Below are 24,903 nucleotides of genomic sequence, written 5' to 3'. Positions count from 1 at the left end.
CAGGTCAGCGGTCAGAGGACGGCGATGGCGCGGTCCGTTGGCGCGACGGGTGCAGGAAGGATGGTGCTTCCCATCAGGTACTTGTCCACCGCGGCGGCGGCGGCGCGGCCCTCGGCGATGGCCCACACGATCAGGGACTGCCCACGGCCGGCGTCACCGGCAACGAACACACCTTCGGTGTTGGTCATGTAGTAGCCATCGCGTGCCACGTTGCCGCGGCCGTCGAATTCGGCGCTAACCTGCTCGGTGATTCCGGCCGGTTCAGCGCCCGTGAAGCCCAGGGAAAGGAACACCAGGTCGGCGGGGATGATCCGCTCGGTGCCGGCCTTGGGGAGCCGCTTGCCGTCCACGAACTCGGTCTCGGCCACCTTTACCCCGGTGAGCTTGCCGTTTTCGCCCACGAACTCGACGGTGGAGGCGAGGTAGGTGCGTTCGCCGCCTTCCTCGTGTGCACTGGCAACCTCGAAGAGCGTGGGGAACGTCGGCCACGGCTGGTGGCTGGCCCGCTCGGCCGGCGGCTGCTTGCCGATGGCCAGGGTAGTGACGGAGGCGGCGCCGTGGCGGTGGGCGGTGCCCAGGCAGTCGGCACCGGTGTCGCCGCCGCCCAGGATCACCACGTGCTTGCCGTGGGCGTTGATCTGGTTGTCGATGGTTTCCCCGGCCACCGCGCGGTTGGCGGGCACCAGGTAGTCCATGGCGAAGTGGACGCCGTCCAGGTCACGGCCCGGGATGGGCAGGTCGCGCGGGACGGTGGCACCCGTGCAGACCACGACGGCGTCGTAGCGCCTGCGCAGCTGCTCCCAGGTGACGTCGGTGCCCACGGACACGCCGGTCCGGAAGCGGGTGCCTTCCGCCTTCATCTGCTCGACGCGGCGGTCCACCTGCTCTTTTTCCATCTTGAAGTCGGGGATGCCGTACCGCAGCAGGCCGCCGATCTTGTCGTCCCGCTCGTAGACGGCAACGGTGTGGCCCACCCGGGTGAGCTGCTGGGCGACGGCCAGGCCGGCGGGGCCGGAGCCGACCACCGCAACAGTCTTGCCGGTGAGGCGCGTGGGCGGCAGCGGGCTGACCCAGCCGTTGTCCCAGGCCTCGTCGATGATCGACACTTCCACCTGCTTGATGGTCACGGCGGGCTGGTTGATGCCCAGCACGCAGGACGCCTCGCAGGGGGCCGGGCAGAGCCGGCCCGTGAACTCGGGGAAGTTGTTGGTGGCGTGCAGGCGCTCGATTGCTTCATCGCCCTTGTCCCGCCACATGAGGTCGTTCCACTCGGGGATGAGGTTTCCCAGCGGGCAGCCCTGGTGGCAGAAGGGAACACCACAGTCCATGCAGCGCCCGGCCTGGGCTTTCAGCGTGCCCTTTTCCTGCGCTTCGTAAACCTCTTTCCAGTCCATGATGCGGACGGGAACAGGGCGGCGTGGCTGGGTTTCACGCTGGCGTACTTTCAGAAATCCGCGTGGATCAGCCACCGGTAACCTCCAGGATTCGAGACCATACTTCTTCGCCGTCGGGGTCAAGGCCCTCTTCGATGGCGTCGAGACGGGTTTGCAGCACGGCCGCGTAGTCGCGCGGCAGCACCTTGGTGATGCGGGCAGCGGTGTCATCGAAGTTCTCGAGGAGGCGTGCCGCCAGCTGGGAGTCAGTTTCTTCCTCGTGCTTGACCAGCAGGTTGTGGACGATGTCGCGGTCCTCGGAGTCCAGCTCGCGGAGCTGCAGCTCGCCGGACTCCAGCGCCTGCTTGTTGACGCGGGTGGTCCGCAGGTCCAGGACGTAGGCGGTACCGCCGGACATGCCCGCGCCGAAGTTACGGCCGGTGCGTCCGATGATCAGCGTCTGGCCACCGGTCATGTACTCGCAGCCGTGGTCGCCAATGCCTTCGACGACGGCCGTGGCACCGGAGTTGCGGACCAGGAAGCGTTCGCCCACCTGGCCGCGCAGGAACATCTCGCCGCTGGTGGCGCCGTAGCCGATCACGTTGCCGGCGATGACGTTGGTCTCCGCCTTGAACACGTTGGTACGGTCCGGGCGGACGATGATCCGGCCGCCGGACAGGCCCTTGCCCACGTAGTCGTTCGAGTCGCCGTACAGCCGCAGGGTGATGCCCGCCGGCAGGAAGGCGCCCAGGGACTGGCCGGCGGTGCCGTTCAGCGTCACGTCGATGGTGTCGGTGGCCAGGACGTCGGTACCAAAGGTCTTGGTCACCACGTGGCCCAGCATGGTGCCCACCGAGCGGTCGGTGTTGATGACGTCCACGGTGATCTTGACCGGGCTGCGGTCCGTCAGCGCCTCAGTAGCCATGGTGATCAGGCGCTGGTCGAAGTGCTTGTCCAGCTCGTGGTTCTGGCCGGTCATGTTCCGCAGCGGCGCGTCGTCGTCGAACTCCAGGCCGTGCAGGATCGGGTCCAGGTCCAGGCCGTCGGCCTTCCAGTGGTCCACCGCGTCGCGGGTGTCCAGGACCTCGGCGTGGCCGATGGCCTCCTCGAGGCTCCGGAAGCCAAGCTCCGCCAGGATCTCGCGGACTTCCTCGGCCAGGAACTCGAAGAAATTGACCACGAACTCCGGCTTGCCGCTGAAGCGGGCCCGCAGCTCGGGGTTCTGCGTGGCGACGCCCACCGGGCACGTGTCCAGGTGGCAGACGCGCATCATGATGCAGCCTTCCACCACCAGCGGGGCCGTGGCGAACCCGAACTCCTCACCACCCAGGAGGGCGGCGATGACGACGTCGCGGCCGGTCTTGAGCTGGCCGTCCACCTGCACCACCACACGGTCGCGCAGGCCGTTGAGCATGAGCGTCTGCTGGGTCTCGGCCAGGCCGAGCTCCCAGGGAACGCCGGCGTGCTTGAGGGAGTTCAGCGGCGAGGCGCCGGTGCCGCCGTCATGTCCGGAGACAAGGACGACGTCGGCCTTCGCCTTGGTCACGCCGGACGCCACGGTGCCGATCCCCACCTCGGAGACAAGCTTCACGTGGACGCGGGCCGAGGGGTTGGCGCGCTTGGCATCGTAGATCAGCTGCGCCAGGTCCTCGATCGAGTAGATGTCATGGTGCGGGGGCGGGGAGATCAGTCCGACGCCCGGGGTTGAGTGCCGCGTGCGGGCCACCCACGGGTAGACCTTCTGCGCCATCAGCTGGCCGCCTTCGCCGGGCTTGGCACCCTGCGCCATCTTGATCTGGATGTCGTCGGCGTTGGTCAGGTAGAGGCTGGTCACGCCGAAGCGGCCGGACGCGATCTGCTTGACGGCGGAGCGGCGCTTCGGGTCGAGCAGGCGGTCCACATCCTCGCCGCCCTCACCGGTGTTGGACTTGCCGCCCAGCTGGTTCATGGCGATGGCCAGCGTCTCGTGGGCCTCCTGGGAGATGGAGCCATAGCTCATCGCACCAGTCGAGAACCGCTTGACAATGCTGGAGACCGGCTCCACTTCCTCAAGGGGAATGGAGGGGCGTTCGTTCTTGAACTTGAGCAGGCCGCGGAGCGTCATGAGGTTGGTGGACTGGTCGTCCACTCCCCTGGTGTACGCCTTGAAGATGTCGTAGCGGCGCTCACGCGTGGCGTGCTGCAGCCGGAAGACGGTCTCCGGGTTGAACAGGTGCGGCTCGCCGTCGCGGCGCCACTGGTACTCGCCGCCGCCCAGGAGCGGCCGGTGCGGCTGTTCGATGCCGCCCTCGGGGTAGGCCATCTGGTGCCGGGCGGAGACCTCGGCCGCGATGACGTCCAGGCCCACGCCGCCCAGCTGGGAGTGCGTGCCGGCGAAGAATTCGTCCACCAGGTCCTGGCCCAGGCCGAGCGCCTCGAAGGTCTGGGCACCGGTGTAGGAGGCCACCGTGGAAATGCCCATCTTGGACATGATCTTCAGGACGCCCTTGCCCAGGCCCTTGATGAGGTTGTAGACGCCGTCCTGCGGGGTCACCCCGGTGACGTCGCCGGCTGCGATGAGCTGCTCAACGGATTCCATGGCGAGGTACGGGTTGACGGCGGAGGCGCCGTAGCCGATGAGGACTGCCACGTGGTGCGTCTCGCGGACGTCGCCGGCCTCGACCACAAGGGCGGTCTTGGTGCGGTTGGCGCTGCGCAGCAGGTGGTGGTGCACGGCGCTGACCAGCAGCAGCGAGGGGATGGGCGCCCACTGGGCGTTAGAGTCACGGTCGGAGAGCACGATGTACTGCACGCCGCGGTTGATGGCGCCGGAGACCTGCTCGCAGATTTCGGTCAGCCGGGCGCGGAGCGCGTTTTCGCCGCCTTCGGGGCGGTAGAGGCCGCGGACCTTCATGGCCACGCGGTTGCCGTCGGCGTCCTCGATGTTGGCGATCTTGGCGAGCTGGTCGTTGTTGATCACCGGGAACGGCAGCTGGACCTGGGGCTGGCGGACCTGCTTGGTGTCCAGCAGGTTGCCGTTGGGTCCGATGGCGCAGGTCAGCGAGGTAACCAGTTCTTCGCGGATGGCGTCCAGTGGCGGGTTGGTGACCTGCGCAAAGGATTGCACGAAGTAGTCGAACAGCAGGCGCGGGCGCTTGGAGAGCACTGCAACGGGGGTGTCGGAACCCATGGCACCGAGGGGCTCGGCGCCGGTGCGGGCCATGGGGCCCAGCAAGATTTTCAGTTCCTCGGTGGTGTAGCCGAAGGTGCGCTGGCGGATGTTCACGGACGCGGCCGTGTGGACCACGTGCTCACGCTCGGGCAGGTCGTTGAGGTCGATCAGGTTGTCCTTGACCCACTCGGCCCACGGGTTGGCCGCGGCCACTTCGGCCTTGACCTCTTCGTCGTCGATGATGCGGCCGGCGTCGGTGTCCACCAGGAACATCTTGCCCGGGGACACACGGCCCTTCTTGACCACCTTCGAGGGTTCGACGTCGATCACGCCCACCTCGGAGGCGAAGACGATCAGGCCGTCCTCGGTGATCCAGAAGCGGCCGGGACGCAGCCCGTTGCGGTCCAGGGTGGCACCCACGAGGTTGCCGTCGGTGAAGGAGACGGCGGCGGGGCCATCCCAGGGTTCCATCAGCAGCGAGTGGTATTCGTAGAAGGCACGGCGGGCCGGATCCATGGTGGCGTGGTTTTCCCAGGCCTCCGGGATCATCATCATGATCGAGTGCGTGATGGGGCGGCCGGACAGCCACAGCAGTTCCGCTACCTCATCGAAGGAGGCGGAGTCAGAGGCACCAGGGGTGCAGATGGGGTACAGCTCTTCGGGCGAGTCACCCAGCAGCGGGTTGGCAAGCTGCGACTGGCGGGCGCGCATCCAGTTCCGGTTGCCCTTCACGGTGTTGATTTCACCATTGTGGGCGATGGTCCGGAACGGCTGCGCGAGCGGCCAGGACGGGAAGGTGTTGGTGGAGAAGCGCGAGTGCACGATCGCGAGCTTGGTCTTGAACCGCTTGTCCGACAGGTCCGGGTAGAACGGTTCCAGCTGCGCGGTGGTGAGCATGCCCTTGTACACAATGGTGCGGGAGGACAGCGAGGGGAAGTACACGCCGAACTTGTTCTGGGCGCGCTTACGGATCCGCCAGGCGCGGGAGTCCAGCTCGTTGCGGTCCAGTTCCTCGCCGTTGGCGGAAGCCAGGAACGGCTGGGAGAAGTACGGCATGCAGGCACGGGCCATGGCGCCTACCAGGTCGGCAACCACCGGCACTTCACGCCAGCCGAGGACCTTCAGGCCCTCGTCGGCGGCCAGGCCTTCGATGCCTGCCTTGGCGGCGTCGGCTTCCCGCTGCTCGGCAGGAAGGAACGCGGTGCCTGCAACGTACTGGCCGGGAGCCGGGAGCTCGAACTCGGTGACGGCCCGGAAGAACTCGTCGGGGATCTGCATGAGCAGGCCCGCGCCGTCGCCGGTTCCCTCGTCGGCGCCCACTGCGCCGCGGTGCTCAAGGTTGCGCAGTGCGGTCAGGGCGGCATCGACGATGTCGTACCCGGGTTCGCCGCGGAGCGTCGCAATGATGGCGAGCCCGCAGGCGTCCTTCTCCTGTTCCGGGTTGTACAGCCCGGCGGCCTCCGGCATGGCTGCGAAGCGCTTGAACGGCGACACTGCAGCCTCAGGCTGATCCGGTCCGGACCAGCTGGGAGTGTTAAGAGTTTGGGTCATGGGAGACGTCCTTCCTCCTGATCGTGCGTATGGAAGGGACACCGTTGGCCCCACTCGTCGGCGCCGTTGCAAGGGCACAACAAAGTGTTGATTACTGGAAATTGTAGGTCAGCGCAGCCTGCTGAACTAACGGTTACGCAGGCACCTGCCCGGGGCAACACCGGACAGCAGCTTCACGCTGTCCGGACGGTGCCCCATGCCACGACATTGTGGTTTCGGGCTCTTCGAGCGGTGGCTCTACTGCCCTGCCTGGCCGGCGCCCTACTTTCCGGTGCCGGCCTCCGACGCGGGTCCCGTGGCTGTGCTGCCGGAATGTCCGGCAGCCGCTGCATCCGTTCCGGGCTTTGAGCCGGCCGGTGCCGCCGCGGCTTCTTCCGTGGGGTCGGAAGCATGCCTGGAACCGCTGTGGTTATCAGGGAGATTACCACGCGAATCACTATCTGAGACAACATTGTCCGGATCGCGGACCTCTGTGACGGTCTCAGAATGTGGTCCGGCCGTAACAGGCTGGTCCGGTTCATGGCCCGCAAGATAGACAGTGTCCGGCTCCGGGCGGCCCTTGAGCCCCAGGATGATGAAGGCGGCCAGGGCAGCCAGGAAGACGAAGATGCTGGTCCAGACATTGAGCCGGGTGGTGATGCCCAGGAGGCTGATCTGCTCGGCGTCGTCGATGCGCATGGCTTCGATCCAGACGCGGCCCAGCGTGTAATACATGGCGTACAGCCAGAAAAGCCTGCTCCGGCGGAAACTGAAACGCCGGTCCAGGGCCAGGAGGATCACGACGCCGGCCAGGTTCCACAGCGACTCGTAAAGGAATGTCGGGTGGAAAAGGGTGTCGGCGGGCATTCCGGCGGGAAAGTTGGGGTTGTTGGCGTCGATCTGCAGGCCCCACGGCAGGGTGGTGGGTCCGCCGAAGAGTTCCTGGTTGAAGTAGTTGCCCCACCGGCCGATGGCCTGGGCCAGGAGCAGGCCCGGCGCGGCGGCATCGGCGAAAGCGCTGAGCTTGACGCCGCTGCGCCGGCAGCCGATCCAGGCACCCACGGCACCGAGGACGACGGCGCCCCAGATTCCCAGCCCGCCGCGCTGGATCTGCGGAATCAGGGAGAGGTCTCCAGTGCCGTTGAAGCCGGGGCCGAAGTAAGCGTCCGGGGACGAGACCACATGGTAGAGCCGGCCGCCGATGATGCCGAAGGGGATGGCCCAGATGACGATGTCCCAGACGCTGCCTTCAGGGGCGCCGCGCTTGGCCCAGCGGACGGACGTCAGCCACAGGCCCACCACGATGCCGGCCAGGATGCACAGCGCATAGGCGTGGATCCGCAGGCTGCCCCACGGGAGGGGGATGTCGAAGCCGGACCAGTCAGGGCTGGGGATGCTGGCGGACACCAACGTGGGTGCCAGGGCGGTTGCCTGAAGGAGCGCCTGCACGGTCACGCTCCGGTTTCCTGCGTAAGGCCGGATTCCCGGCTCAGCCCGGTGGCGAGGTCCTTGGTGAGGGCGCCAACGGCGTCCACTCCCCCGTCGCGGAGCGCTGCCACCAGTGCGGTGCCCACGATCACGCCTTCGGCGTAGGCGGCGATCTCGCGGACCTGGTCCGCTGTGGAGACGCCCAGGCCCACGCAGACGCGTTCTGCGCCTGCGCCGTGCGCGGCTGCCACAACATCCTTGGCGGCCGTGCTGACGGATGTCCGGGCACCCGTGACGCCCATGATGGACACGGCGTAGACGAAGCCGCGGCTTGCGTCCACGGTCCGCTGCATGCGCTCGGCCGTGGAGGACGGTGCCACGAGGAATACCCGGTCCAGGCCGTATTTGTCAGAGGCTGCCATCCATTCGGCGGCCTCGTCCGGAATCAGGTCCGGGGTGATGAGCCCGGCGCCGCCGGCCTCCGAGAGCCGCCGGGAGAATTCATCCACGCCCATGCGGACGACGGGGTTCCAGTAGGTCATGACCAGGACGGCGGCATCGGTCTTGCTGGTGATGCCGGCTACGACGTCGAACACCTGGCTGACGTGGAAGCCGTTGGCCAGGGCCTCGGTGGTGGCCGTCTGGATGACCTGGCCGTCCATGACGGGATCGGAGTAGGGGATGCCGATTTCGATCAGGTCGGCACCGTTCTCCGCGAGGGCAATGCCCGCGGCGATGGTGTCCTCCACGGTGGGGTAGCCGGCGGGGAGGTAGCCGATCAGGGCCGAACGCCCCTGGGAGCGCGCCCTGTCGATGGCCGCTGCCGACTTGCTGGTGGTCCCTGCCTGGCTGGCGATGTCTGCGCTGTTCACAGCTGCTCCCCCTCTTTGCCGATTTCAGATTCGGCGGAATTCTTGTCCAGCAGGTCAAACCATTCGGCGGCGGTGGCCACGTCCTTGTCACCGCGTCCGGACAGGTTGACGATCACGATCTTGTCGCCCGCGGAGGCCGGGTCTTCGGCGCCGAGCCGCTGGCCCACCTTGATGGCACCTGCCAGTGCGTGCGAGGACTCGATGGCAGGGATAATGCCTTCGGTGCGGCACAGGAGACGGAAGGCTTCCATCGCCTCACCGTCCGTGATGGGCTCGTAGCTCACCCGTCCAATGTCGGCCAGGTAGGAATGCTCCGGCCCGACGCCCGGGTAGTCCAGGCCGGCGGAGATGGAATGCGACTCGATGGTCTGCCCGTCGTCGTCCTGCATCAGGTAGGAGCGCGCGCCGTGGAGCACACCGGGCTTGCCCAGGGTGATGGTGGCGGCGTGCCGGCCGGTCTCCACGCCTTCGCCGCCGGCTTCGAACCCGTAGATCTTCACGCTGGGATCATCCAGGAACCCGTGGAAGATGCCGATGGCGTTGGAGCCGCCGCCGATGCACGCGCAGACAGCGTCGGGGAGCCGGCCCTCCTGCTCCAGGATCTGGGCGCGGGCTTCCTCACCGATGACCTCGTGGAAGTACCGGACCATGGCGGGGAACGGATGGGCACCTGCCGCGGTGCCCAGCAGGTAGTGCGTGTTGGACACGTTGGCCACCCAGTCCCGGAGGGCTTCGTTAATGGCGTCCTTAAGGGTCTGGGATCCGCTGGTCACGGGAATGACCTTGGCGCCCAGCAACTCCATGCGGGCTACGTTCAGGGCCTGGCGGCGGCAGTCCTCGGCGCCCATGTACACCACGCACTCCATGCCCATCAGGGCGGCGGCGGTGGCACTGGCCACGCCGTGCTGGCCGGCACCGGTTTCGGCGATGATGCGGGTCTTGCCCATGCGCTTGGCGAGCAGTGCCTGGCCCAGTACGTTGTTGATCTTGTGCGACCCCGTGTGGTTCAGGTCCTCGCGCTTGAGGAACACCCGCACTCCCCCGGCGTGCTGGGAAAACCGCTTGGCTTCCGTGAGCAGTGACGGCCTGCCGGAGTAGTTCTTGTTAAGGTCGGCAATCTGCGCCCGGAACTCGGGATCGTCTTTGGCCTTGTTGAAGGTCTCTTCGAGTTCGTCCAGGGCAGCAATGAGCGACTCAGGCATCCATCGCCCGCCGTAGTTGCCGAAGTACGGCCCCGGGGCGTGGCGGAGGGATCCGCCCTGCAGGAATGCTTCCGCGGTCTTGTTGTCAGCGTTTCCCGAGGGTGCGTCAGCCATCAGTCCTGTCCTGTTCGGTTGGTTGTAGTCAAAAGTGTGCGGCTCCGGCCGGTGGCCGGAAATGTGTGCCTGCCCTGCGGGGCCCCAACTGCCGGCCCCGCAGGATGAATGCTGTGTGCCTCAGGCGCGGGCAGCTATGGCGGCTGCGCCGGCAGCGGTGAACTCGGCGATGCGTTCCCGGGGAGTTGCGTGGCTTACCAGCGCCTCGCCCACGAGGATGGCGTTCGCGCCGCTGGCGGCGTAGTGCGTCACGTCGTCGGCGTCCCGGACACCTGACTCGGCCACCACCACGGCCTCTGCGGGGATCATCCCGGCAAGTGAGGCAAAGACGGAACGGTCGACGTCGAGCGTCTTCAAGTTGCGTACGTTGACGCCGATAATGCGGGCGTTGGCCTCAACGGCCCGCTCGATTTCCTCCTCCGTGTGCGTCTCCACCAGGACGTTCATGCCGAGCTCCCGGCTGAGGGCGCTGAACTCGGTGAGCTGGGCGTCCGACAAGGCCGCCACGATGAGCAGGATGAGGTCGGCGCCGTGGGCACGGGCTTCCCAGATCTGGTACTCGTCGAGCGTGAAGTCCTTGCGCAGCAGCGGGATGTCGACGGCGGCGCGCACGGCATCGAGGTCGGCCAGGGACCCGTTGAAGCGGCGCTGCTCGGTGAGGACGCTGATGACGGAGGCACCGCCGTCGGCGTACTGCCTGGCGAGCGACGCCGGGTCCCCGATACTCGCGAGATCGCCCTTGGAGGGGCTGCGGCGCTTGATTTCGGCGATGACTTTCAGCTGTTCCCGGGTTGGGGAGGTTCCACCGAGGGCTGCCCAGGCGTCGCGGGCGGGTGCCGCGGCCTGGGCCAGGTCCTTCAGCTCAGCCAGGGTAACGAGGCGCTTCCTGGCGTCCATATCCTCCCTGACACCGGCGTTGATGTCATCGAGAACAGTGGCCATCAGTGGCCGGAGTTCTTCAGCTTGCTGCCCTCGACGCCGTAGCCGGCCTTGCGCATGACGTAACCGAGGATCAGGCCGATCACCATGACAACGGCGCCGCCGATGAAGATGGGGGTGCTGGCGATGACGAAGGCAATGGCTGCGATGAGCGCGCCGACGAGCATGACGATAACGCAGGTCCATGCGGCCGGGCTGTTGCCGTGGCCAAGTTCCTGGCTGTGGTCAATGGCGCCCGGGGCGACCTGTCGGGTGCCGGACTTGGAAACGGACGCAGGTGCTTTGCTCATGGAAAATCTCCTCAGGGTGGATACTGCTTACATTCTGCCATTTTTTGGCCGCCGCCCGCGTACCGCAGGGCTGGGCGCCCGGCCGGCGGTGGCAGCCGAAGGCCTTAGGTCGGGTCCTCGCCGCGGGAAAGCCGGTCCCAACTGTCGATCTCGTCCACCGGCCCTGCCGCTGCAACGGTCCCGGCGGCGCCGGGTGCGTCATATTTCGTCCGCGTCTTCCAGTAACGCGAGGCGGGCAGGATCAGCAGCGCGCCCAGGGCCAGCAGGCAGCCGGCGACGACGGCTAGCACGGGAAAGGCGGTGAGCTCAACGTGTGCCTGGCTGCCGGAGATCCCGGTGGCCCCTGCGATAGTGCCCTGCGCCGCCGCGAGCGGATCCGCCAGGACCATGGCTGCGGCGGTGACCACCCCGGCTGAAGCAAGAAGGATGATGGCGGTGATGACCCACCGGGCAATCCTGCCCGCGATGGCAGCGGCAAGCCCCCCGGCCAGCGCCACCAGTGCCAGTGCCGTCACGGTGGTGGCGGCCTTGCTGCCCTGCACCTGGATGGCGCTTTGCGTGGCCCCGGCCTGACCCACCTGGTTGGGATCGAGGGTGGCTGTCATCCAGGTTTGGGTGGTGGTGCCGAAGGCGGCCAGCGCGAGGAGCGTGATCAGCAGCACCAGCGTGGACTTGCGCGCCCAGACGGGCGTCCGGCGTGCCTTCCCGGGCGTGCCGGCACCGCCGGTTGTGCCGGCCTTGCCTGCGGGGCCCACCGCTGCTCCGGAATCCGGCATCAGGAATCAGTCCCGCCGGGGAGGGATTCCGCCGAAATGTTGTGCAGGGATCCGGCGGTGTGGACCGCGCGCAGCGGGGCGGCCGCCTTGTTGACCGTTTCCATGGCCTCGGTGGGGTTCACCGAGTCTGCCACGATGCCGCCCCCGGCCTGCACGTAGGCTCGCCCCTCCCGGAGCAGCGCGGACCGGATGGCGATGGCCATGTCCATGTCGCCGGCGAAGTCGAGGTAGCCCACCACGCCGCCGTAGATGCCGCGTCGGTGCGGTTCCAGTTCATCGAGGAGGCGCAGCGCCCTGGGCTTGGGGGCTCCGGAGAGGGTGCCGGCCGGGAACGTGGCCTTCAGGACGTCGTAGGCCTTGGCCTGCGGGGCGAGCCGCCCCACCACGGTGGATACCAGGTGCATGATGTGGCTGAAGCGCTCCACCTCCATGAACTGGGTGACATCCACCGTGCCGGCAACGCAGACCTTGGAGAGGTCGTTGCGGGACAGGTCCACCAGCATCAGGTGCTCGGCGCGTTCTTTTTGGTCGGCCAGCAGCTCCTCGGCCAGCGCCTTGTCCGCTTCGACCGTCTTGCCGCGGGGGCGGGAGCCGGCGATGGGGTGGGTGATGACTTCCTCGCCCGTGACCGTCACCAGCGCCTCCGGGGAGGACCCGACAATGGAGTATTCGCGGCCCTCGGCGTCTTCGAGGCTGAAAATGTACATGTACGGGCTGGGATTGGTGTTGCGGAGCACGCGGTAGACGTCCAGGGCGGAGGCCTTGCACTCCATCTCAAAGCGGCGCGAGATGACCACCTGGAAGACTTCGCCGTCGACGATGGCTTCCTTGCCACGGTCCAGGGCTGCCAGGTATTCGGCTTCGTCCCAGCGTTCCTGGACGCTGGAGGCGAAGTCCAGGGCGGCAGGTGCCAGCACGGACACGGGCTGCACCACGGGAGCGCTGATCCTTGCCAGGAGTTCCTTGACCCTGGCCACGGCGTCGTGCCAGGCCTCATCGACGCGCTCGGAGCTGTTGTCGAAGTTGATGGCGTTGGCGATGAGCAGGACCGTGCCGTCAACGTTGTCGTGCACGGCCATGTCCGTGACCAGGTTCAGGGCCATCTCCGGCAGGTGCAGATCGTCCTCCGGCGGGCTGACCAGCCGCTCCCAGTGCCGGACGGTTTCCCAGCCGAGGAAGCCCACGAGGCCGGACGTGAAGGGCGGCAGCCCTTCGAACCGGTCCGTTCGCAGGGCGTCGATGGTGTCACGGATGGCGTCCACCGGGCTGCCGCTGACCGGTACCCCGGCGGGCGGCTCGCCCAGCCAGTGCGCCTGGCCGTCCTTGGTGGTCAGCGTGGCCCGCGATCTGGCACCGATGAAGGAGTAGCGCGACCAGGCACCGCCGACGGCGGCCGACTCCATGAGGAAGGTGCCGGGCTGCCCCTGGGCCAGCTTCCGGTACAGGCCGATGGGGGTTTCGGCGTCGGCGAGGACCTTGAGCCGGACGGGAATGACGCGGCTGTGGCCGGCGAGTTCCCGGAACTCCTCAAGGCTGGGGCTGATGGTTCCGAGGTCCTGCATGGCTGTGCTTGTCCGCCTGTTCTTCGAAAGGCCCGGCGTCGCCGGTTCCTTGGATGTGCTTTGCTGGGATGCCTCCGGCCGTCTGGGGGCCGGCCCGGGCCGTGTGTTCCGCCTAGCCTGCCTGGCCTGCGACGACGTCAAGGTCCCTGCCGTCGAAGCAGGTCCGGGTGCCGGTGTGGCAGGCGGCACCTACCTGGTCGACGCGCACCAGGAGGGCGTCGCCGTCGCAGTCCATGGCTACGGATTTGACCCACTGGACGTGCCCCGAGGTGTCCCCCTTGCGCCAGTACTCCTGGCGGGAGCGGGAGTAGAACGTCACGCGTCCGGTGGTCATGGTGCGGTGCAGGGCTTCGTCGTCCATCCAGCCGAGCATGAGCACTTCGTTCGTGTCATACTGCTGCACCACAGCGGCTACCAGGCCCGCCCCATCCCGCTTGAGGGCGGCGGCCACCTCCGTGGGAAGCGGGCTCGCCGGTGCGGATCCGACGGACGACGCCGGCACGTGGGACACGGCGGATCCTGCGGTTTGGACGGGGGTTGGCTGCTCAGACATCGCCTCAAGTCTAGTGCCTCGGCCGGACCGTTCTCCTGTTGTGAACAACGGCACGCCACCGGCCGCCGCAGTGCTGCCCATCTCCACACCACTCGTGCTAGTTTCACAAGTGATGCATTTCGTCGAACCGTCCCGAGAAGTCCTGGCCGAAACCCTGCTTGCGGCCGGCCCTGATGCGCCCACGCTGTGCAAGGGCTGGCGTACCAGGGACCTTGCCGCGCACCTTTACCTGCGCGAGCGGAAGGCCGCCGTCGGGCTCGGTTTGATCATCAAGCGACTGGCCAAGGCTTCCGACCAGGCCACCGCGAAGCTGGCCTCCAAGCTCACCACCAACGAGGACTACGCCCGGCTGGTGAACACCTTCCGCGCCGGGCCGCCTGCCCTCTCCCCGATGAGCATCCGTGCGCTGGACGAGAGCGCCAACCTGATCGAGTACTTCGTGCACACGGAGGACGTCCGGCGCGCCGTGGACCGTTGGGCGCCCAGGGCACTGGACGAGGCCTACTCGGATGCGTTGTGGGACGAACTGGTCAAACGCGCTGCCATCCTCTATCGCGGCGTGGACCTGGGCATTGTCCTGGTCCGGCCCTCCGGCCCCCGCCACGTCGCCAAGCGCGCGCCGGTTTCCGTAGCCATCGTCGGTGAGCCGGGCGAACTGCTGATGCACGCCCATGGCCGCACCCGCCACGCCCTGGTCACCTTCGAAGGCCAGCCCGACGCCGTCGCCCTCCTCCAGTCAGCCGAAGTAGGGCTGTAACCGAACCCGGTGATTGAGCCTGTCGAAATCCGGTTTCGACAGGCTCAAGCACAGTCGGCTGGCGCCACAGTTGCTACCTGACTTCGAAGCCTGCTTCGCGGATGGCGTCCTTGACCTGGGACATCATGTTGTCCGGGCCCCAGTGGAAGATTGAGGCAGCCAGGACGGCGTCCGCGCCGGCCGCGACGGCGGGCGGGAAGTGCGCCGGCTCCCCCGCACCGCCGGAGGCGATGATCGGTACCCTGACGGCGGCCCGGACCAGCTTGATGAGTTCGAGGTCGAAGCCGTCCTTGGTGCCGTCGGCATCGATGGAGTTCAGCAGGATCTCCCCGACGCCGCGGTCGGCTGCTTCCCTGGCCCATTCGATGGCGTCGATCCCGGTGCCGGTGCGGCCGCCGTGGGTGGTCACTTCGAAGCCCGAGGGCGTGGGCTTCGATCCGGGCCGGGTGCGGCGGGCGTCAACGGACAGAACCAGCACCTGGGAGCCGAAGTGCCGGGTGATCTCGTCGATGACGTCCGGGCGGGCCACTGCCGCCGTGTTGATGGAGGCTTTGTCCGCGCCGTAGCGCAGGAGCTTGTCCACCTCGGCCACGCCCCGGACGCCGCCGCCAACGGTGAGCGGAATGAAGACTTCCTCGGCGGTGCGCCGAACAACGTCGAAGGTGGTCTCCCGGTTGCCGGAAGACGCGGTGACGTCGAGGAAGGTCAGTTCGTCGGCGCCGGCGTTGTCGTAGCGGTGGGCGAGTTCCACGGGGTCGCCGGCATCGCGGAGGCCCTCGAAGTTGACACCCTTGACGACGCGCCCGGCGTCGACGTCGAGGCAGGGAATGACGCGGACTGCTACTGCCATGGGTACTCCTGGAGATTCAGTGCTGCTGGGGGTCGCCGGTAATCAGACGGGGATCAGATGCGGCAGGCGTGGATGCTGCTGACCAGGATGGCGCGGGCGCCCAGATCGTACAGTTCGTCCATGATCCGGTTGGTTTCCTTCTTGGGGACCATGGACCGGACAGCCACCCAGTCAGAGTCGCGCAGCGGGGAGACCGTGGGCGATTCAAGCCCGGGGGTCAGGCTGGCGGCCTTCTCCACGAGCTCCTTGCGGATGTCGTAGTCCATCAGGACGTACTGGCGCGCCACCAGGACACCCTGGAGCCGCCGGATAAGGACCTCGATCTCCTTGGCCGTGCCGTTGGCTTCCCCGCCGGAACCGGTGCGCCGGATGAGGACGGCTTCGGATTTGAGGATGGGCTCGCCGAAGATTTCCATGCCGGCGGCCTTGAGGGTGTTGCCGGTTTCCACGACGTCGGCTATGGCGTCCGCGACGCCGAGGCGCACGGAAGATTCCACCGCGCCGTCGAGCCGGACCACCTTGGCGTTGATCCCGCGTTCGGCCAGGTAGTTGCGGAGCAGGCCGTCGTAGCTGGTGGCCAGGCGCTTTCCTTCGAGTTCGGCGGCGGAGCTGAAATCGCCCACCGGCCCGGCGAAACGGAACGTGGAGGCGGCGAATCCCAGCGGCAGGAGCTCTTCGGCTTCCACCTCGGCGTCCAGCAGCAGGTCGCGGCCGGTGATGCCGACGTCGAGAGTTCCCCGGCCGACGTAGACCGCAATGTCGCGGGGGCGGAGGAAGAAGAACTCAATGTCGTTGTCGGGGTCCACCATGACCAGCTCGCGGCCGTCGCGCCGCTGGCGGTATCCGGCTTCGGAGAGCATGGCGGAGGCGGCTTCGGACAGGGAGCCCTTGTTGGGGACGGCTACTCGCAGCATGGGGAATTCTTTCTGGGGTGGAAGGGTTGGTTTCAGGCAGTGCAGGCCACAGCGGGCCCGGCGGCAGGGCGCCGGACCGGTGGCTACAGATGCTTGTAAACGTCTTCCAGGGTCAGGCCTTTGGCGAGCATCAGGACCTGCAGGTGGTACAACAGCTGGGAGATTTCCTCGGCCGCAGCTTCATCGGATTCATATTCGGCAGCCATCCAGACTTCGGCTGCTTCCTCAACGACTTTTTTGCCGATGCCGTGAACACCGGACTCCAATTCAGCGACGGTGCGGGAGCCTTCCGGGCGGGTGGCTGCCTTCTCGCTGAGCTCAGCGAACAGCGTCTCGAAATTCTTCACGCCCTCCAGCCTACTTGCTGCGGACGCGGCGGCGCTTCCCGGGCGGTTGCATGACGGGCGCGATGTGAGGGAATACACACCGCGCCCGTGCGGCGCGCCGCGGCTTAGCTGCGGTATTGCTTGAGGACGACGGCGGTGGCCAGCGCCGCGGTGACGGCTTCGTGGCCCTTGTCCTCCTTGGAGCCGGGCAACCCGGCGCGGTCCAGCCCCTGCTGCTCGTTGTCGCAGGTGAGCACGCCGAAGCCCACCGGCACACCGGTGGCTACGCTGACGTCGGTGAGGCCCGACGTCGCAGCCTGGCAGACGTAGTCGAAGTGCGGGGTTCCGCCGCGGATTACGACGCCGAGGGCAACCACGGCGTCAAAGTGCGGTGCCAGGCGTGCGGCTGCCACCGGAAGCTCGAAGCTGCCCGGAACGCGCAGCACGGTGGGCTCGGGGATGCCGGCATCCTTGGCAGCGCGCAGGGCGCCGTCCAGGAGTCCGTCCATAATCTGGGTGTGCCAGCTGGCTGCGATGATTGCCAGCTTCAGCTGTGAGGTCTCAGCAGGGTTGAGGGTGCTGAGGTCGATGTCGGGGGCGCCGTGTCCGCTCATGGGTTTGTTGTGTTCCGTTCGTTCGTAAAGACGTCAGTCTTGTTCGTGGTCGTAGGGGGTTTCGGGGGCGGTCACGGGAACGGGCGCCGCCTGCGTGTCCAGCAGGAGCATGTGTTCCATGCGGTCCTTCTTGGTGCGCAGGTACCGGATGTTCTGTTCGCGGGACGGGACCTCGGTGGGCACCATTTCCACGACCTTCACCCCGGCGTTGGCCAGCCTGTTCTGCTTATCCGGGTTGTTGCTCAGCAGCCGCACCTCGTGCAGCCCCATTTCCGCCAGGATCTGCGCCGCGGCCTTGTAGCAGCGGGCATCAACGGGAAGGCCCAGCTGTTCGTTGGCCTCTACGGTGTCAAAGCCGGCTTCCTGCAGCGCGTAGGCCTTGATCTTGTTGGCCAGGCCGATGCCGCGGCCTTCCTGGCCGCGGAGGTAGAGCAGCGTTCCGCCATTGTCCCGGATCAGCTCCAGCGCGAAGGCGAGCTGTTCCCCGCAGTCGCACCGGTAGGAACCAAAGACGTCGCCGGTCAGGCACTCGGAGTGCAGCCGGACCAGGGGAGCTTTTCCGTCGGTGGGAGCATTGGGCGAGCTGACGGCCAGGTGTTCCACACCGGTCACGAGGTCGGTCCACGCCTGCGCCACGAAGTCGCCAAAGGCGGTGGGCAGTTGCACTACCGGTCCTCCGCTGACGGGATGGGGCGCCTCGCCGGACACCGCGTGGGACTTGCGGTGGCCGTTGTGCTGGCTGTCGTCGCTGGCTGCCGCTGCCGTCATCGTTTCTCCTTTTCTCCACCCGGGACCACCCGGGCATCCTCATCCGGGGCGCCCCCGGCCCCGGCTTCAAGATACGCCACCAGGTCCTCGATGGAGATGAGGGGGCACCCATGTTCAGCTGCGAACGAACGGAGCCCGTCCAGGCGCATCATTTCGCCGTCGTCGTACACCACTTCCGCGATCACCCCGACAGGCTCGAGGCCCGCAAGGCGGCACAGGTCCACAGCGGCCTCGGTGTGGCCCTGGCGTTCCCGCACACCACCATTAACTGCACGGAGCGGGAAAATATGCCCCGGCCTGGTCACGGACGCCGGTCCAGCCTGCGGGTCGGCCAGGATCCGGGCGGTCAGGGCCCGGTCCGTGGCGGAGATTCCCGTGCTGACGCCGATCGCCGCATCACAGGAGACGGTGTAGGCGGTGCCTTTGGCGTCCTCATTGACGGCCGTCATGGGAGGCAGCGCCAGTGCGTCGGCGCGGTCCCCCGTCAGCGGCACGCAGATCACGCCGGAGCTGTACCGGATGGTCCAGCCCATCAGCGCCGGAGTGGCGTGCTGGGCGGCGAAGATGATGTCGCCTTCGTTTTCGCGGTCCTCGTTGTCGACCACCAGCACCGGGCGCCCGGCAGCCATGGCGCGCACGGCGTCCTCAATGGAATCCAGTCCCCGGGCGGGTCCGGATGACGCCACGCCCGTGGCAGGGCCACCGGTGACCGGCTGGTTGGTTTGGGGATCAATCGCGACGGCGGGCGCCAGGCGGACAGCTGCGTTCACAGTGCACCTCCCGCAAGGGCGTCTTCGTCGTGGCTTGCTTGCGCTCCGGCGCCGCGGAAGGCCAGCAGCCGTTCGGTGTATTTGGCCAGGACGTCCACTTCCAGGTTCACCCGGCTGCCGGTGGTCTTGGTGCCCAGTCCGGTTTCGGCGAGGGTGGTGGGTATCAGTCCCACTTCGAACCAGGGTTCCTGCTCCGCGGCAGGGCTGACGGCAGTCACCGTGAGGGAGACGCCGTCGATGGCGATGGAGCCTTTCTCGGCAATGTACCGGGCCAGGTTGGCGGGGACGCCGAACCGCAGCCGCTCCCAGTTGCCCTGGGGCTCCCGTTCCAGCAGGACGCCTACACCGTCCACGTGCCCTTGCACCACGTGGCCGTCCAGGCGGCCGCCTGCGGGGACGCACCGTTCCAGGTTCACGGAGTCGCCGGCGGTGAGCTCGCCGATGGTGCTCCGCACCAGGGTCTCCCCCATAACGTCGACGCTGAAGTCCCTGCCGTCGATGGCGGTTGCCGTGAGGCAGACCCCGTTGACGGCGATGGAGCCGCCCAGCGCGAGGCCGTCGGTCGAGGCGGGCGCGTGCAGCCGCACGGTGGCGCTGGTGTTGCCGTCGCGCTCAACGGACAGCACCTGCCCCTGCTCGGCAATAATTCCGGTGAACATCAGTAGCCTCCCTGGGCCTGGTCCGCGCTGCCGCGGGATGGTGGGTAATCGAGTGCAACTTTGCGTTGCGGTCTGAGGTGGAGCCTGAGGTCCCGGCCCAGCGTCCGGACCGCGCCGCCGTCGGAGGCGTCCCATTCCCATTGCTGGGCGTCGGGAAGGCTGGTGATGCCCAGCCCGTTCAGTGCGGCGGTGCCGGATCCCAGCAGGGTGGGCGCCAGGTACACGATGAGTTCATCCACCAGGCCGGCCGCCAGGAAGGAGCTCAGGATGCTGGATCCGCCCTCAACCATGACGTGGCGGATCCCGGACGTGTACAGCATGGACAGTGCTTCGCGGGGATCACGGGTTGGGAGGTGGACGGCCAGGCCGTCGTCCCCATGGATTGCAGCGTCCTCCGGGATGGCCCGCAGGCCCATGACGGCACGGACGGGCTGCTTGGGCGCCGGATTGCCGGCGGCGTCCCGGGCAGTCAGCCGGGGGTTATCCACCAACACAGTCTGCGTGCCCACCAGGATGGCATCGATGCGGCTGCGGATCCCGTGGTTGTCCGCCAGGGACTCCGGGCTGGAGATCCACTGGCTGGTGCCGTCTTCGGCGGCGATGCGGGCGTCAAGGGTCTGCGCGATATGGAGGGTAACGAAGGGCCGCTTGGCAGCGACTGCCTCGAACCACTGGCGGTTCAGGTCCAGGGCTTCATCGGCGCCCAGTCCGCTCCGGACCCGGACGCCTGCCGCGCGCAGCGTCGCCGCTCCCCCGGCAGCAGGGTCATGGGGGTCATCCACGGCGTACACCACGTCCGTGATTCCGGCGGCGATGATCGCTTCCGTGCAGGGACCCGTTCGGCCCACGTGGTTGCAGGGTTCCAGCGTGACCACCATGGTGCAACCGGACAGATCCAGTCCGACGGCGGCGGCCTGCGCGATTGCGTCGGCTTCGGCATGTGCGGTGCCGGCGCCGCGGTGGTGGCCGGAAACCAGCTGGCGGCCGTCAGGCCCAATGACGACGGCGCCCACCAGGGGATTCGCGCCGCGGGGGCCTTCCAGAGCTGCCTCGAGGGCGTCTTCCATGGCGCCGGTTTCGGCGGCGCTGAAGGCTGTGACCACGCCGGCGTCCGGCTGGAGCTTCGCGGCGCCCGTCATGCGGATGCCACTGCGGAGGAGTTGCCTGCCTTGGAAGCGGCAGTACTTGCGGCATTAAAGAGCCATCGCTGGGGGTTCATTGTGCGTCGTTCCTTCCCTGTCGAACCGCGATGGCTCCGGGGATACGACAGCAGAACGCTGCGGAGCCCAAAGGCTGCGCAGATACAGCTGTACGTGCTTCTCTCATCCAGACTTTAACTGTCGGTACCGGAATTCCACCGGTTCAACCGTCTGCCGGAATCCTCCTGGGAGGACACCGGCTCGCGGGTCGCGGACTGTCACCGCCGGTTCGGACTTACACCGACCCCGGAGCACGTATGTGTGTTGTTATTGTGCCACAACCCGGGCGGCCTCCCGGTTATTCCGTCGCGGCACGTAATGTCCGGCTGCCCTTGGCGCGCAGCAGGTCGATGGCAGCGGACGGATCCTCGGAGCCGTACACGGCGGAACCGGCGACAAAGACGTTGGCCCCGGCTTCGGCGGCGCGGGCAATGGTCTCTTCGGTAATGCCGCCGTCCACCTGGATGGCCACCCCCAGTCCGGAGCCGTCCACGGCCGCCCGGGCCCTGCGGATCTTCGGCAGGGTGATGTCCAGGAACGCCTGGCCGCCGAACCCCGGTTCCACGGTCATGATGAGCAGCATGTCCAGTTCCGGCAGCATGTCCAGGTACGGTTCCACTGCCGTTGCCGGGCGCAGGGCCATCCCTGCTTTGGCTCCCCTGCTGCGCAGTTCCCGCGCCAGCTTGATGGGTGCAATGGAAGCTTCGGCATGGAACGTCACGGAGGCCACGCCGGCATCCGCGAAACCAGGCGCCCAGCGGTCCGCGTCGGCGATCATCAGGTGGGCGTCGAGCGGCACGGGGCTGACGGCCTGGATCCGCTGCACGACGGGTAACCCTATGGTCAGGTTGGGAACGAAGTGGTTGTCCATGACATCGACGTGCACGGCGTCGGCATTGCTGATCCGCTGCAGTTCGGCCTCAAGGTTGACGAAGTCGGCGGAGAGGATGCTCGGGTTGATGCAGCACTGCGTCACGGAAAAAGCCTTTCGCTAGTTGTTCTGGTCCCACGGCATGGATCACGTCGTGGTTGCTGGGTGTCGCGCCGTTCCTGCTGGTCAGGCTTTCTTCCTGATCAGGGCAAGGAACATCGCATCGGTGTGATGGATGTGGGGCCAGAGCTGTGCGGTGAGCTCGTGGCCGGCACCGAGGGACCCGGTCAGGCTGACCGCGTCCAGGGCGGCCCCGGCGTCAAGGAGTTCAAGGTCGGTGCGCTTGCGCAGGACGTCTGACACAACTGCTGTTGTCTCCGCAGGATGCGGTGAGCAGGTCACGTAGGCCACCACTCCCCCTGGCCGGACGGCGGCCAAGGCTGACGCCAGCAGTTCGCGCTGCAATGGCCCGAGGTCCGCGATGTCCTTGGGCGAACGACGCCACCGGGACTCCGGCCTGCGGCGGAGTGCGCCGAGGCCGGTGCAGGGAACGTCAACCAGCACACGGTCATACTGCTCCGGCTGCTCACCGCCCACTTCACGGCCGTCGCCGGTGCGGACCTGCCAGCTGCCGTGCGGCACGGCGCCTAGTGCCTGGCTGACCAGCTTGGCCCGGTGCGGCGCGGGCTCGTTCGCCAGCAGGGTGGCGCCCCGTTGGTGCGCCAGCGCACCAAGGAGCGCGGCTTTCCCGCCGGGACCGGCACAGAGATCGAGCCACGCTTCAGCGCCGCCGTCGGCCGCTGGGGCGCTCAGGGGCTCGCTTCCGTCCACCGGTGCATCAAGGTCCACCGCGGCCAGGGCCCTGGCCACCAGCTGGGAACCGACATCCTGTATACGGGTGGTGCCGGCGCGGACGGAAGCCAGGCGGCCCAGGTCGCCGCCACTGGAGAGCGCTGAACCTTCAACGAGCTCCCCGGAAGTGGCGCCGCCTTCCAGTGCTTCGTCCAGGTTGCCCAGCCCGGGCAGCGCAACGAGATTGACCACCGGGGCGGCGTTGTCGGCTTCCAGCAGCTCATCGATCTCTGCCGCGGAACGGCCGTGGGCCACGAGGGACTGCCGCATGGCCCGGACGATCCACTCGGGGTGGGCGTACTTCACCGCGGCCACCTTCGTGGCGTCGGTTTCGCCTGCCACGAGCAGGTCCAGCCACTCCTCGAGGCTGCGGGCGGCGACCTTGCGCAGGACGGCGTTGATCAGCGTCGACGGTCCGGCGCCGATCACCGCGCGGGCGAGCCCCACGGTCTGGTCCAGTGCAGCGTGGGCGGGGACCCGCATGGCAAGCAGTTGGTGGGCGCCGATGCGGAGCGCATCCAGGATGGCCGGGTCCAGCTGGGCCAGGGGACGGTCCACGCACCGAGCCAGGATGGCGTCATAGGTGCCTTGGTTGCGGAGTGCGCCATAGCTCAGCTCGGTGGCGAATCCGGCGTCCCGCTTGTCCAGGTGGTGGTGCCGGATCCGGGCCGGCAGCACGAGGTTGGCGTAGGCGTCCTCCGCCGCGACGGCGCGGAGCACCTCGAAGGCCACGAGGCGGGCGGGATCCGCGCGCCTGGTGCGCTGGGCCGGAGCCTGCTCGGTGAAGCTCCGCTGCGGACCGCGGTTGCGTTCGCGCCCCTTGGCGTTCCGCCGGCTGGCGTCCCGGGGACCGCCATTGCCACGGCCGCCGCCGGCAGCTCCGCCGCTGCCGCCCTGGCCGCCTTTCCCGGCGCTGCTGCGTCCTCCGGCACTGCCCCGTCCGCCTGTATTGCCTCCGGACCCGGTCATTCGAACACCACGCTCTCCAGTGAAGCCAAACCGCGCGCCCAGTCGGGGGCGGCCATCATCTTTTTCCCGGCAGGCTGGATACGCGTCAGTTCCACCGCGTGCGACCCTGTTCCCACCAGCACGGCCTTGCCGTTAAGTTCCACGGCTCCCGGGGCCAGCCCGGAAACATCCGGCCGCAACCGGACCGGCTCGACTTTGACCCGCTGCCCGTGGAGCACGGTCCAGGCACCGGGCTCGGGGGTGGCACCGCGTGCCTGCCTGCTGATGGCAAGAGCCGGGTGTGCCCAGTTCAGGTGGCCGTCCTCCAACGTCAATTTCGGCGCAAGCGAGACATCCCCGGCCTGCGGCTGCGGCACTGCTTTTCCGGCGTCGATGGCGGACAGGGTCTGGGCCAGCAGGACCGCGCCACTGTGGGACAGCCGTTCCAGGAGGTCCCCTGCGGTGTCCTGGGGCTTGACGGCCTCCGTCAGCGTGCCGAAGACCGGCCCGGTGTCCAGGCCTTCCTCGAGTTGGAACGTCACGGCGCCGGTGACGTCGTCTCCGGCCATGATGGATCGCTGGACCGGGGCCGCGCCGCGCCAGGCGGGCAGCAGGGAAAAGTGCAGGTTGACCCAGCCGTGCCGCGGGATGCCCAGGGCATCAGGGGGAACCAGCCCGCCATAAGCGACGATGGCCGCGACATCCGGCTTTACCGCGGCAATGCCGGCGATGGCATCGGCGTCGACGCGCGCGGCGCGGATGACGTCGATGCCCAGTTCCGCGGCCCGCTGGGCAACGGGCGACGGCGTCAGCACGCGCTTGCGGCCCAGCGGTGCGTCGGGCCGGGTCAGGACGGCAACGACGTCAAAACCGGCGTTGACCAGCGCGTTCAGGGAGGGAACTGCGACGGCGGGTGTCCCCGCGAAGAGGACCCTCACCCGGCTGCGCCGAAGCTGGAGCCGGGGGTGCTGGTTCCGCCAAAGCTGGCGCCGCCGAAGCTTGACCCGACACTCTTGGCGCGTTTGGCTGTGGTTCGTCCGGCGACGGCGTCGTAATTGGCGTTGCGGATGGACCTCAGGGCGGCCTTCCGGTCCTCGCCCTCGAGGCGGTCCGTGTAAAGAATGCCGTCCAGGTGGTCGTTTTCGTGTTGGAAGCAGCGAGCCAGCATCCCTTCACCGTCGATGGAGACCGGGTTGCCGTGCATGTCGACACCGGTGACGCGGGTGGCGCGGAAACGGCGGACCGGGAAACCGAGGCCTGGGATGGACAGGCAGCCCTCCACGTGGTCCGGCTGGTAATCCTCGCTGTTCTCCAGGACAGGATTAATGATGTGGCCCTCGACGCCGTCGATCCGGTAGGTGAAGATGCGCTTGCTGACGCCGATCTGGGGAGCGGCGAGGCCGGCGCCTTCGACGTCCTCCATGGTTTCGGTCATGTCGGCGACCAGTTTGGCAAGGTCGGGTCCGAATTCCGTCACGGGATCGGCGACTGTGCGCAGCACAGGATCGCCGATGATGCGGATATTCAGAATAGCCATGCGCTGTGTGTCCTCACGGTTGGCGGCAAAAGGGAACCTATCCAGTTT

23 protein-coding genes and 1 riboswitch are annotated in these 24,903 nt (G+C 67.7%); of the genes, 1 reads left to right on the top strand and 22 read right to left on the bottom strand.

Translation table 11 applies throughout. From position 1 onward, the window contains the following. Positions 1 to 11: 11 nt before the first annotated feature. The 10 genes from ACZ9J7_RS15750 to hisI all read right to left on the bottom strand — a co-directional run bounded on the left by ACZ9J7_RS15750 (position 12) and on the right by hisI (position 13,790). The gene (locus tag ACZ9J7_RS15750) at positions 12 to 1,469 is read right to left on the bottom strand and encodes a glutamate synthase subunit beta (protein ID WP_476210710.1); all 1,458 of its coding nucleotides are present in this window, start codon (positions 1,467 to 1,469) and stop codon (positions 12 to 14) included. Continuing rightward, positions 1,462 to 6,075 carry a glutamate synthase large subunit gene (gene gltB / locus ACZ9J7_RS15745; protein WP_476210708.1) on the bottom strand — a complete coding sequence of 1,538 codons (4,614 nt, stop codon included), beginning with the start codon at positions 6,073 to 6,075 and terminating at the stop codon, positions 1,462 to 1,464. The genes ACZ9J7_RS15750 and gltB overlap by 8 nt, the downstream gene beginning before the upstream one ends. Before the next feature lie 261 nt (positions 6,076 to 6,336). Continuing rightward, the gene (lgt, locus tag ACZ9J7_RS15740) at positions 6,337 to 7,503 is read right to left on the bottom strand and encodes a prolipoprotein diacylglyceryl transferase (protein ID WP_476211875.1); all 1,167 of its coding nucleotides are present in this window, start codon (positions 7,501 to 7,503) and stop codon (positions 6,337 to 6,339) included. 2 nt (positions 7,504 to 7,505) lie between these two features. Beyond that, the gene (gene trpA / locus ACZ9J7_RS15735; RefSeq protein ID WP_476210706.1) at positions 7,506 to 8,354 is read right to left on the bottom strand and encodes a tryptophan synthase subunit alpha; all 849 of its coding nucleotides are present in this window, start codon (positions 8,352 to 8,354) and stop codon (positions 7,506 to 7,508) included. Then, positions 8,351 to 9,670: a tryptophan synthase subunit beta gene (trpB, locus tag ACZ9J7_RS15730; protein WP_476210704.1), complete on the bottom strand. Its 1,320-nt coding sequence runs from the start codon at positions 9,668 to 9,670 to the stop codon at positions 8,351 to 8,353. The genes trpA and trpB overlap by 4 nt, the downstream gene beginning before the upstream one ends. Before the next feature lie 120 nt (positions 9,671 to 9,790). Further along, positions 9,791 to 10,612, bottom strand: a complete 822-nt coding sequence (trpC, locus tag ACZ9J7_RS15725; RefSeq protein ID WP_476210702.1) for an indole-3-glycerol phosphate synthase TrpC — start codon at positions 10,610 to 10,612, stop codon at positions 9,791 to 9,793. Beyond that, positions 10,612 to 10,899, bottom strand: a complete 288-nt coding sequence (locus tag ACZ9J7_RS15720; RefSeq protein WP_141160741.1) for an HGxxPAAW family protein — start codon at positions 10,897 to 10,899, stop codon at positions 10,612 to 10,614. Before ACZ9J7_RS15720 ends, trpC begins: the two co-directional genes overlap by 1 nt. A gap of 104 nt (positions 10,900 to 11,003) precedes the next feature. Continuing rightward, positions 11,004 to 11,675: a Trp biosynthesis-associated membrane protein gene (locus tag ACZ9J7_RS15715; RefSeq protein WP_476210700.1), complete on the bottom strand. Its 672-nt coding sequence runs from the start codon at positions 11,673 to 11,675 to the stop codon at positions 11,004 to 11,006. After that, a complete protein-coding gene (locus ACZ9J7_RS15710) occupies positions 11,675 to 13,237 on the bottom strand; it encodes an anthranilate synthase component I (protein ID WP_476210698.1) in 1,563 nt (520 codons plus the stop codon). Before ACZ9J7_RS15710 ends, ACZ9J7_RS15715 begins: the two co-directional genes overlap by 1 nt. 112 nt (positions 13,238 to 13,349) lie before the next feature. Next, positions 13,350 to 13,790: a phosphoribosyl-AMP cyclohydrolase gene (gene hisI, locus ACZ9J7_RS15705; RefSeq protein ID WP_476210697.1), complete on the bottom strand. Its 441-nt coding sequence runs from the start codon at positions 13,788 to 13,790 to the stop codon at positions 13,350 to 13,352. A gap of 112 nt (positions 13,791 to 13,902) precedes the next feature. On the opposite strand from hisI, the gene ACZ9J7_RS15700 reads away from it, so the two are divergent. Next, the gene (locus ACZ9J7_RS15700) at positions 13,903 to 14,547 is read left to right on the top strand and encodes a TIGR03085 family metal-binding protein (protein WP_476210695.1); all 645 of its coding nucleotides are present in this window, start codon (positions 13,903 to 13,905) and stop codon (positions 14,545 to 14,547) included. Positions 14,548 to 14,620: 73 nt separating this feature from the next. Here ACZ9J7_RS15700 and hisF read toward each other — a convergent pair whose 3' ends face one another. The 12 genes from hisF to def all read right to left on the bottom strand — a co-directional run bounded on the left by hisF (position 14,621) and on the right by def (position 24,855). After that, the gene (gene hisF, locus ACZ9J7_RS15695) at positions 14,621 to 15,397 is read right to left on the bottom strand and encodes an imidazole glycerol phosphate synthase subunit HisF (protein WP_476210693.1); all 777 of its coding nucleotides are present in this window, start codon (positions 15,395 to 15,397) and stop codon (positions 14,621 to 14,623) included. Positions 15,398 to 15,450: 53 nt separating this feature from the next. Further along, positions 15,451 to 16,311, bottom strand: coding sequence for an ATP phosphoribosyltransferase (hisG, locus tag ACZ9J7_RS15690; RefSeq protein WP_476210692.1), 861 nt, complete (start codon positions 16,309 to 16,311; stop codon positions 15,451 to 15,453). An 83-nt stretch (positions 16,312 to 16,394) separates the two neighbouring features. Then, positions 16,395 to 16,658, bottom strand: a complete 264-nt coding sequence (locus ACZ9J7_RS15685; protein ID WP_009358176.1) for a phosphoribosyl-ATP diphosphatase — start codon at positions 16,656 to 16,658, stop codon at positions 16,395 to 16,397. Positions 16,659 to 16,762: 104 nt separating this feature from the next. Continuing rightward, the gene (gene ribH / locus ACZ9J7_RS15680) at positions 16,763 to 17,251 is read right to left on the bottom strand and encodes a 6,7-dimethyl-8-ribityllumazine synthase (protein ID WP_476210686.1); all 489 of its coding nucleotides are present in this window, start codon (positions 17,249 to 17,251) and stop codon (positions 16,763 to 16,765) included. Positions 17,252 to 17,284: 33 nt separating this feature from the next. Next, positions 17,285 to 18,019, bottom strand: a complete 735-nt coding sequence (gene ribA, locus ACZ9J7_RS15675; protein ID WP_476210685.1) for a GTP cyclohydrolase II — start codon at positions 18,017 to 18,019, stop codon at positions 17,285 to 17,287. Beyond that, positions 18,016 to 18,789: a 3,4-dihydroxy-2-butanone-4-phosphate synthase gene (gene ribB, locus ACZ9J7_RS15670; RefSeq protein WP_476210683.1), complete on the bottom strand. Its 774-nt coding sequence runs from the start codon at positions 18,787 to 18,789 to the stop codon at positions 18,016 to 18,018. Before ribB ends, ribA begins: the two co-directional genes overlap by 4 nt. Then, positions 18,786 to 19,448: a riboflavin synthase gene (locus ACZ9J7_RS15665; protein WP_476210681.1), complete on the bottom strand. Its 663-nt coding sequence runs from the start codon at positions 19,446 to 19,448 to the stop codon at positions 18,786 to 18,788. The genes ribB and ACZ9J7_RS15665 overlap by 4 nt, the downstream gene beginning before the upstream one ends. Further along, positions 19,448 to 20,587: a bifunctional diaminohydroxyphosphoribosylaminopyrimidine deaminase/5-amino-6-(5-phosphoribosylamino)uracil reductase RibD gene (gene ribD, locus ACZ9J7_RS15660; RefSeq protein WP_476210679.1), complete on the bottom strand. Its 1,140-nt coding sequence runs from the start codon at positions 20,585 to 20,587 to the stop codon at positions 19,448 to 19,450. The genes ACZ9J7_RS15665 and ribD overlap by 1 nt, the downstream gene beginning before the upstream one ends. 170 nt (positions 20,588 to 20,757) lie before the next feature. Then, a riboswitch (FMN riboswitch) is annotated at positions 20,758 to 20,906 on the bottom strand. 39 nt (positions 20,907 to 20,945) lie between these two features. Beyond that, positions 20,946 to 21,623 carry a ribulose-phosphate 3-epimerase gene (rpe, locus tag ACZ9J7_RS15655; RefSeq protein WP_476210677.1) on the bottom strand — a complete coding sequence of 226 codons (678 nt, stop codon included), beginning with the start codon at positions 21,621 to 21,623 and terminating at the stop codon, positions 20,946 to 20,948. Between the two features lie 81 nt (positions 21,624 to 21,704). Next, positions 21,705 to 23,339, bottom strand: a complete 1,635-nt coding sequence (locus ACZ9J7_RS15650) for an RsmB/NOP family class I SAM-dependent RNA methyltransferase (protein ID WP_476210675.1) — start codon at positions 23,337 to 23,339, stop codon at positions 21,705 to 21,707. Beyond that, entirely contained in the window at positions 23,336 to 24,256 is a 921-nt protein-coding gene (gene fmt, locus ACZ9J7_RS15645; protein WP_476210674.1) for a methionyl-tRNA formyltransferase, read from the bottom strand. The genes ACZ9J7_RS15650 and fmt overlap by 4 nt, the downstream gene beginning before the upstream one ends. Continuing rightward, positions 24,253 to 24,855, bottom strand: coding sequence for a peptide deformylase (def, locus tag ACZ9J7_RS15640; RefSeq protein WP_476210672.1), 603 nt, complete (start codon positions 24,853 to 24,855; stop codon positions 24,253 to 24,255). Before def ends, fmt begins: the two co-directional genes overlap by 4 nt. Positions 24,856 to 24,903 lie beyond the last annotated feature (48 nt).

The organism is Pseudarthrobacter sp. TE9888, assembly GCF_056279345.1.
This window is presented reverse-complemented; position numbering and strand designations above follow the sequence as displayed.

Coding starts and splice junctions, on each gene's coding strand:
- trpB (WP_476210704.1), bottom strand. CDS start 9,670: ATGGCTGACGCACCCTCGGGAAACGCTGACAACAAGACCGCGGAAGCA.
- ACZ9J7_RS15650 (WP_476210675.1), bottom strand. CDS start 23,339: ATGACCGGGTCCGGAGGCAATACAGGCGGACGGGGCAGTGCCGGAGGA.
- hisG (WP_476210692.1), bottom strand. CDS start 16,311: ATGCTGCGAGTAGCCGTCCCCAACAAGGGCTCCCTGTCCGAAGCCGCC.
- ACZ9J7_RS15720 (WP_141160741.1), bottom strand. CDS start 10,899: ATGAGCAAAGCACCTGCGTCCGTTTCCAAGTCCGGCACCCGACAGGTC.
- hisI (WP_476210697.1), bottom strand. CDS start 13,790: ATGTCTGAGCAGCCAACCCCCGTCCAAACCGCAGGATCCGCCGTGTCC.
- trpC (WP_476210702.1), bottom strand. CDS start 10,612: ATGGCCACTGTTCTCGATGACATCAACGCCGGTGTCAGGGAGGATATG.
- ribH (WP_476210686.1), bottom strand. CDS start 17,251: ATGAGCGGACACGGCGCCCCCGACATCGACCTCAGCACCCTCAACCCT.
- ACZ9J7_RS15665 (WP_476210681.1), bottom strand. CDS start 19,448: ATGTTCACCGGAATTATTGCCGAGCAGGGGCAGGTGCTGTCCGTTGAG.
- ACZ9J7_RS15715 (WP_476210700.1), bottom strand. CDS start 11,675: ATGCCGGATTCCGGAGCAGCGGTGGGCCCCGCAGGCAAGGCCGGCACA.
- ACZ9J7_RS15710 (WP_476210698.1), bottom strand. CDS start 13,237: ATGCAGGACCTCGGAACCATCAGCCCCAGCCTTGAGGAGTTCCGGGAA.
- hisF (WP_476210693.1), bottom strand. CDS start 15,397: ATGGCAGTAGCAGTCCGCGTCATTCCCTGCCTCGACGTCGACGCCGGG.
- ribD (WP_476210679.1), bottom strand. CDS start 20,587: ATGACGGGCGCCGCGAAGCTCCAGCCGGACGCCGGCGTGGTCACAGCC.
- ribA (WP_476210685.1), bottom strand. CDS start 18,019: ATGACGGCAGCGGCAGCCAGCGACGACAGCCAGCACAACGGCCACCGC.
- gltB (WP_476210708.1), bottom strand. CDS start 6,075: ATGACCCAAACTCTTAACACTCCCAGCTGGTCCGGACCGGATCAGCCT.
- def (WP_476210672.1), bottom strand. CDS start 24,855: ATGGCTATTCTGAATATCCGCATCATCGGCGATCCTGTGCTGCGCACA.
- ACZ9J7_RS15700 (WP_476210695.1), top strand. CDS start 13,903: ATGCATTTCGTCGAACCGTCCCGAGAAGTCCTGGCCGAAACCCTGCTT.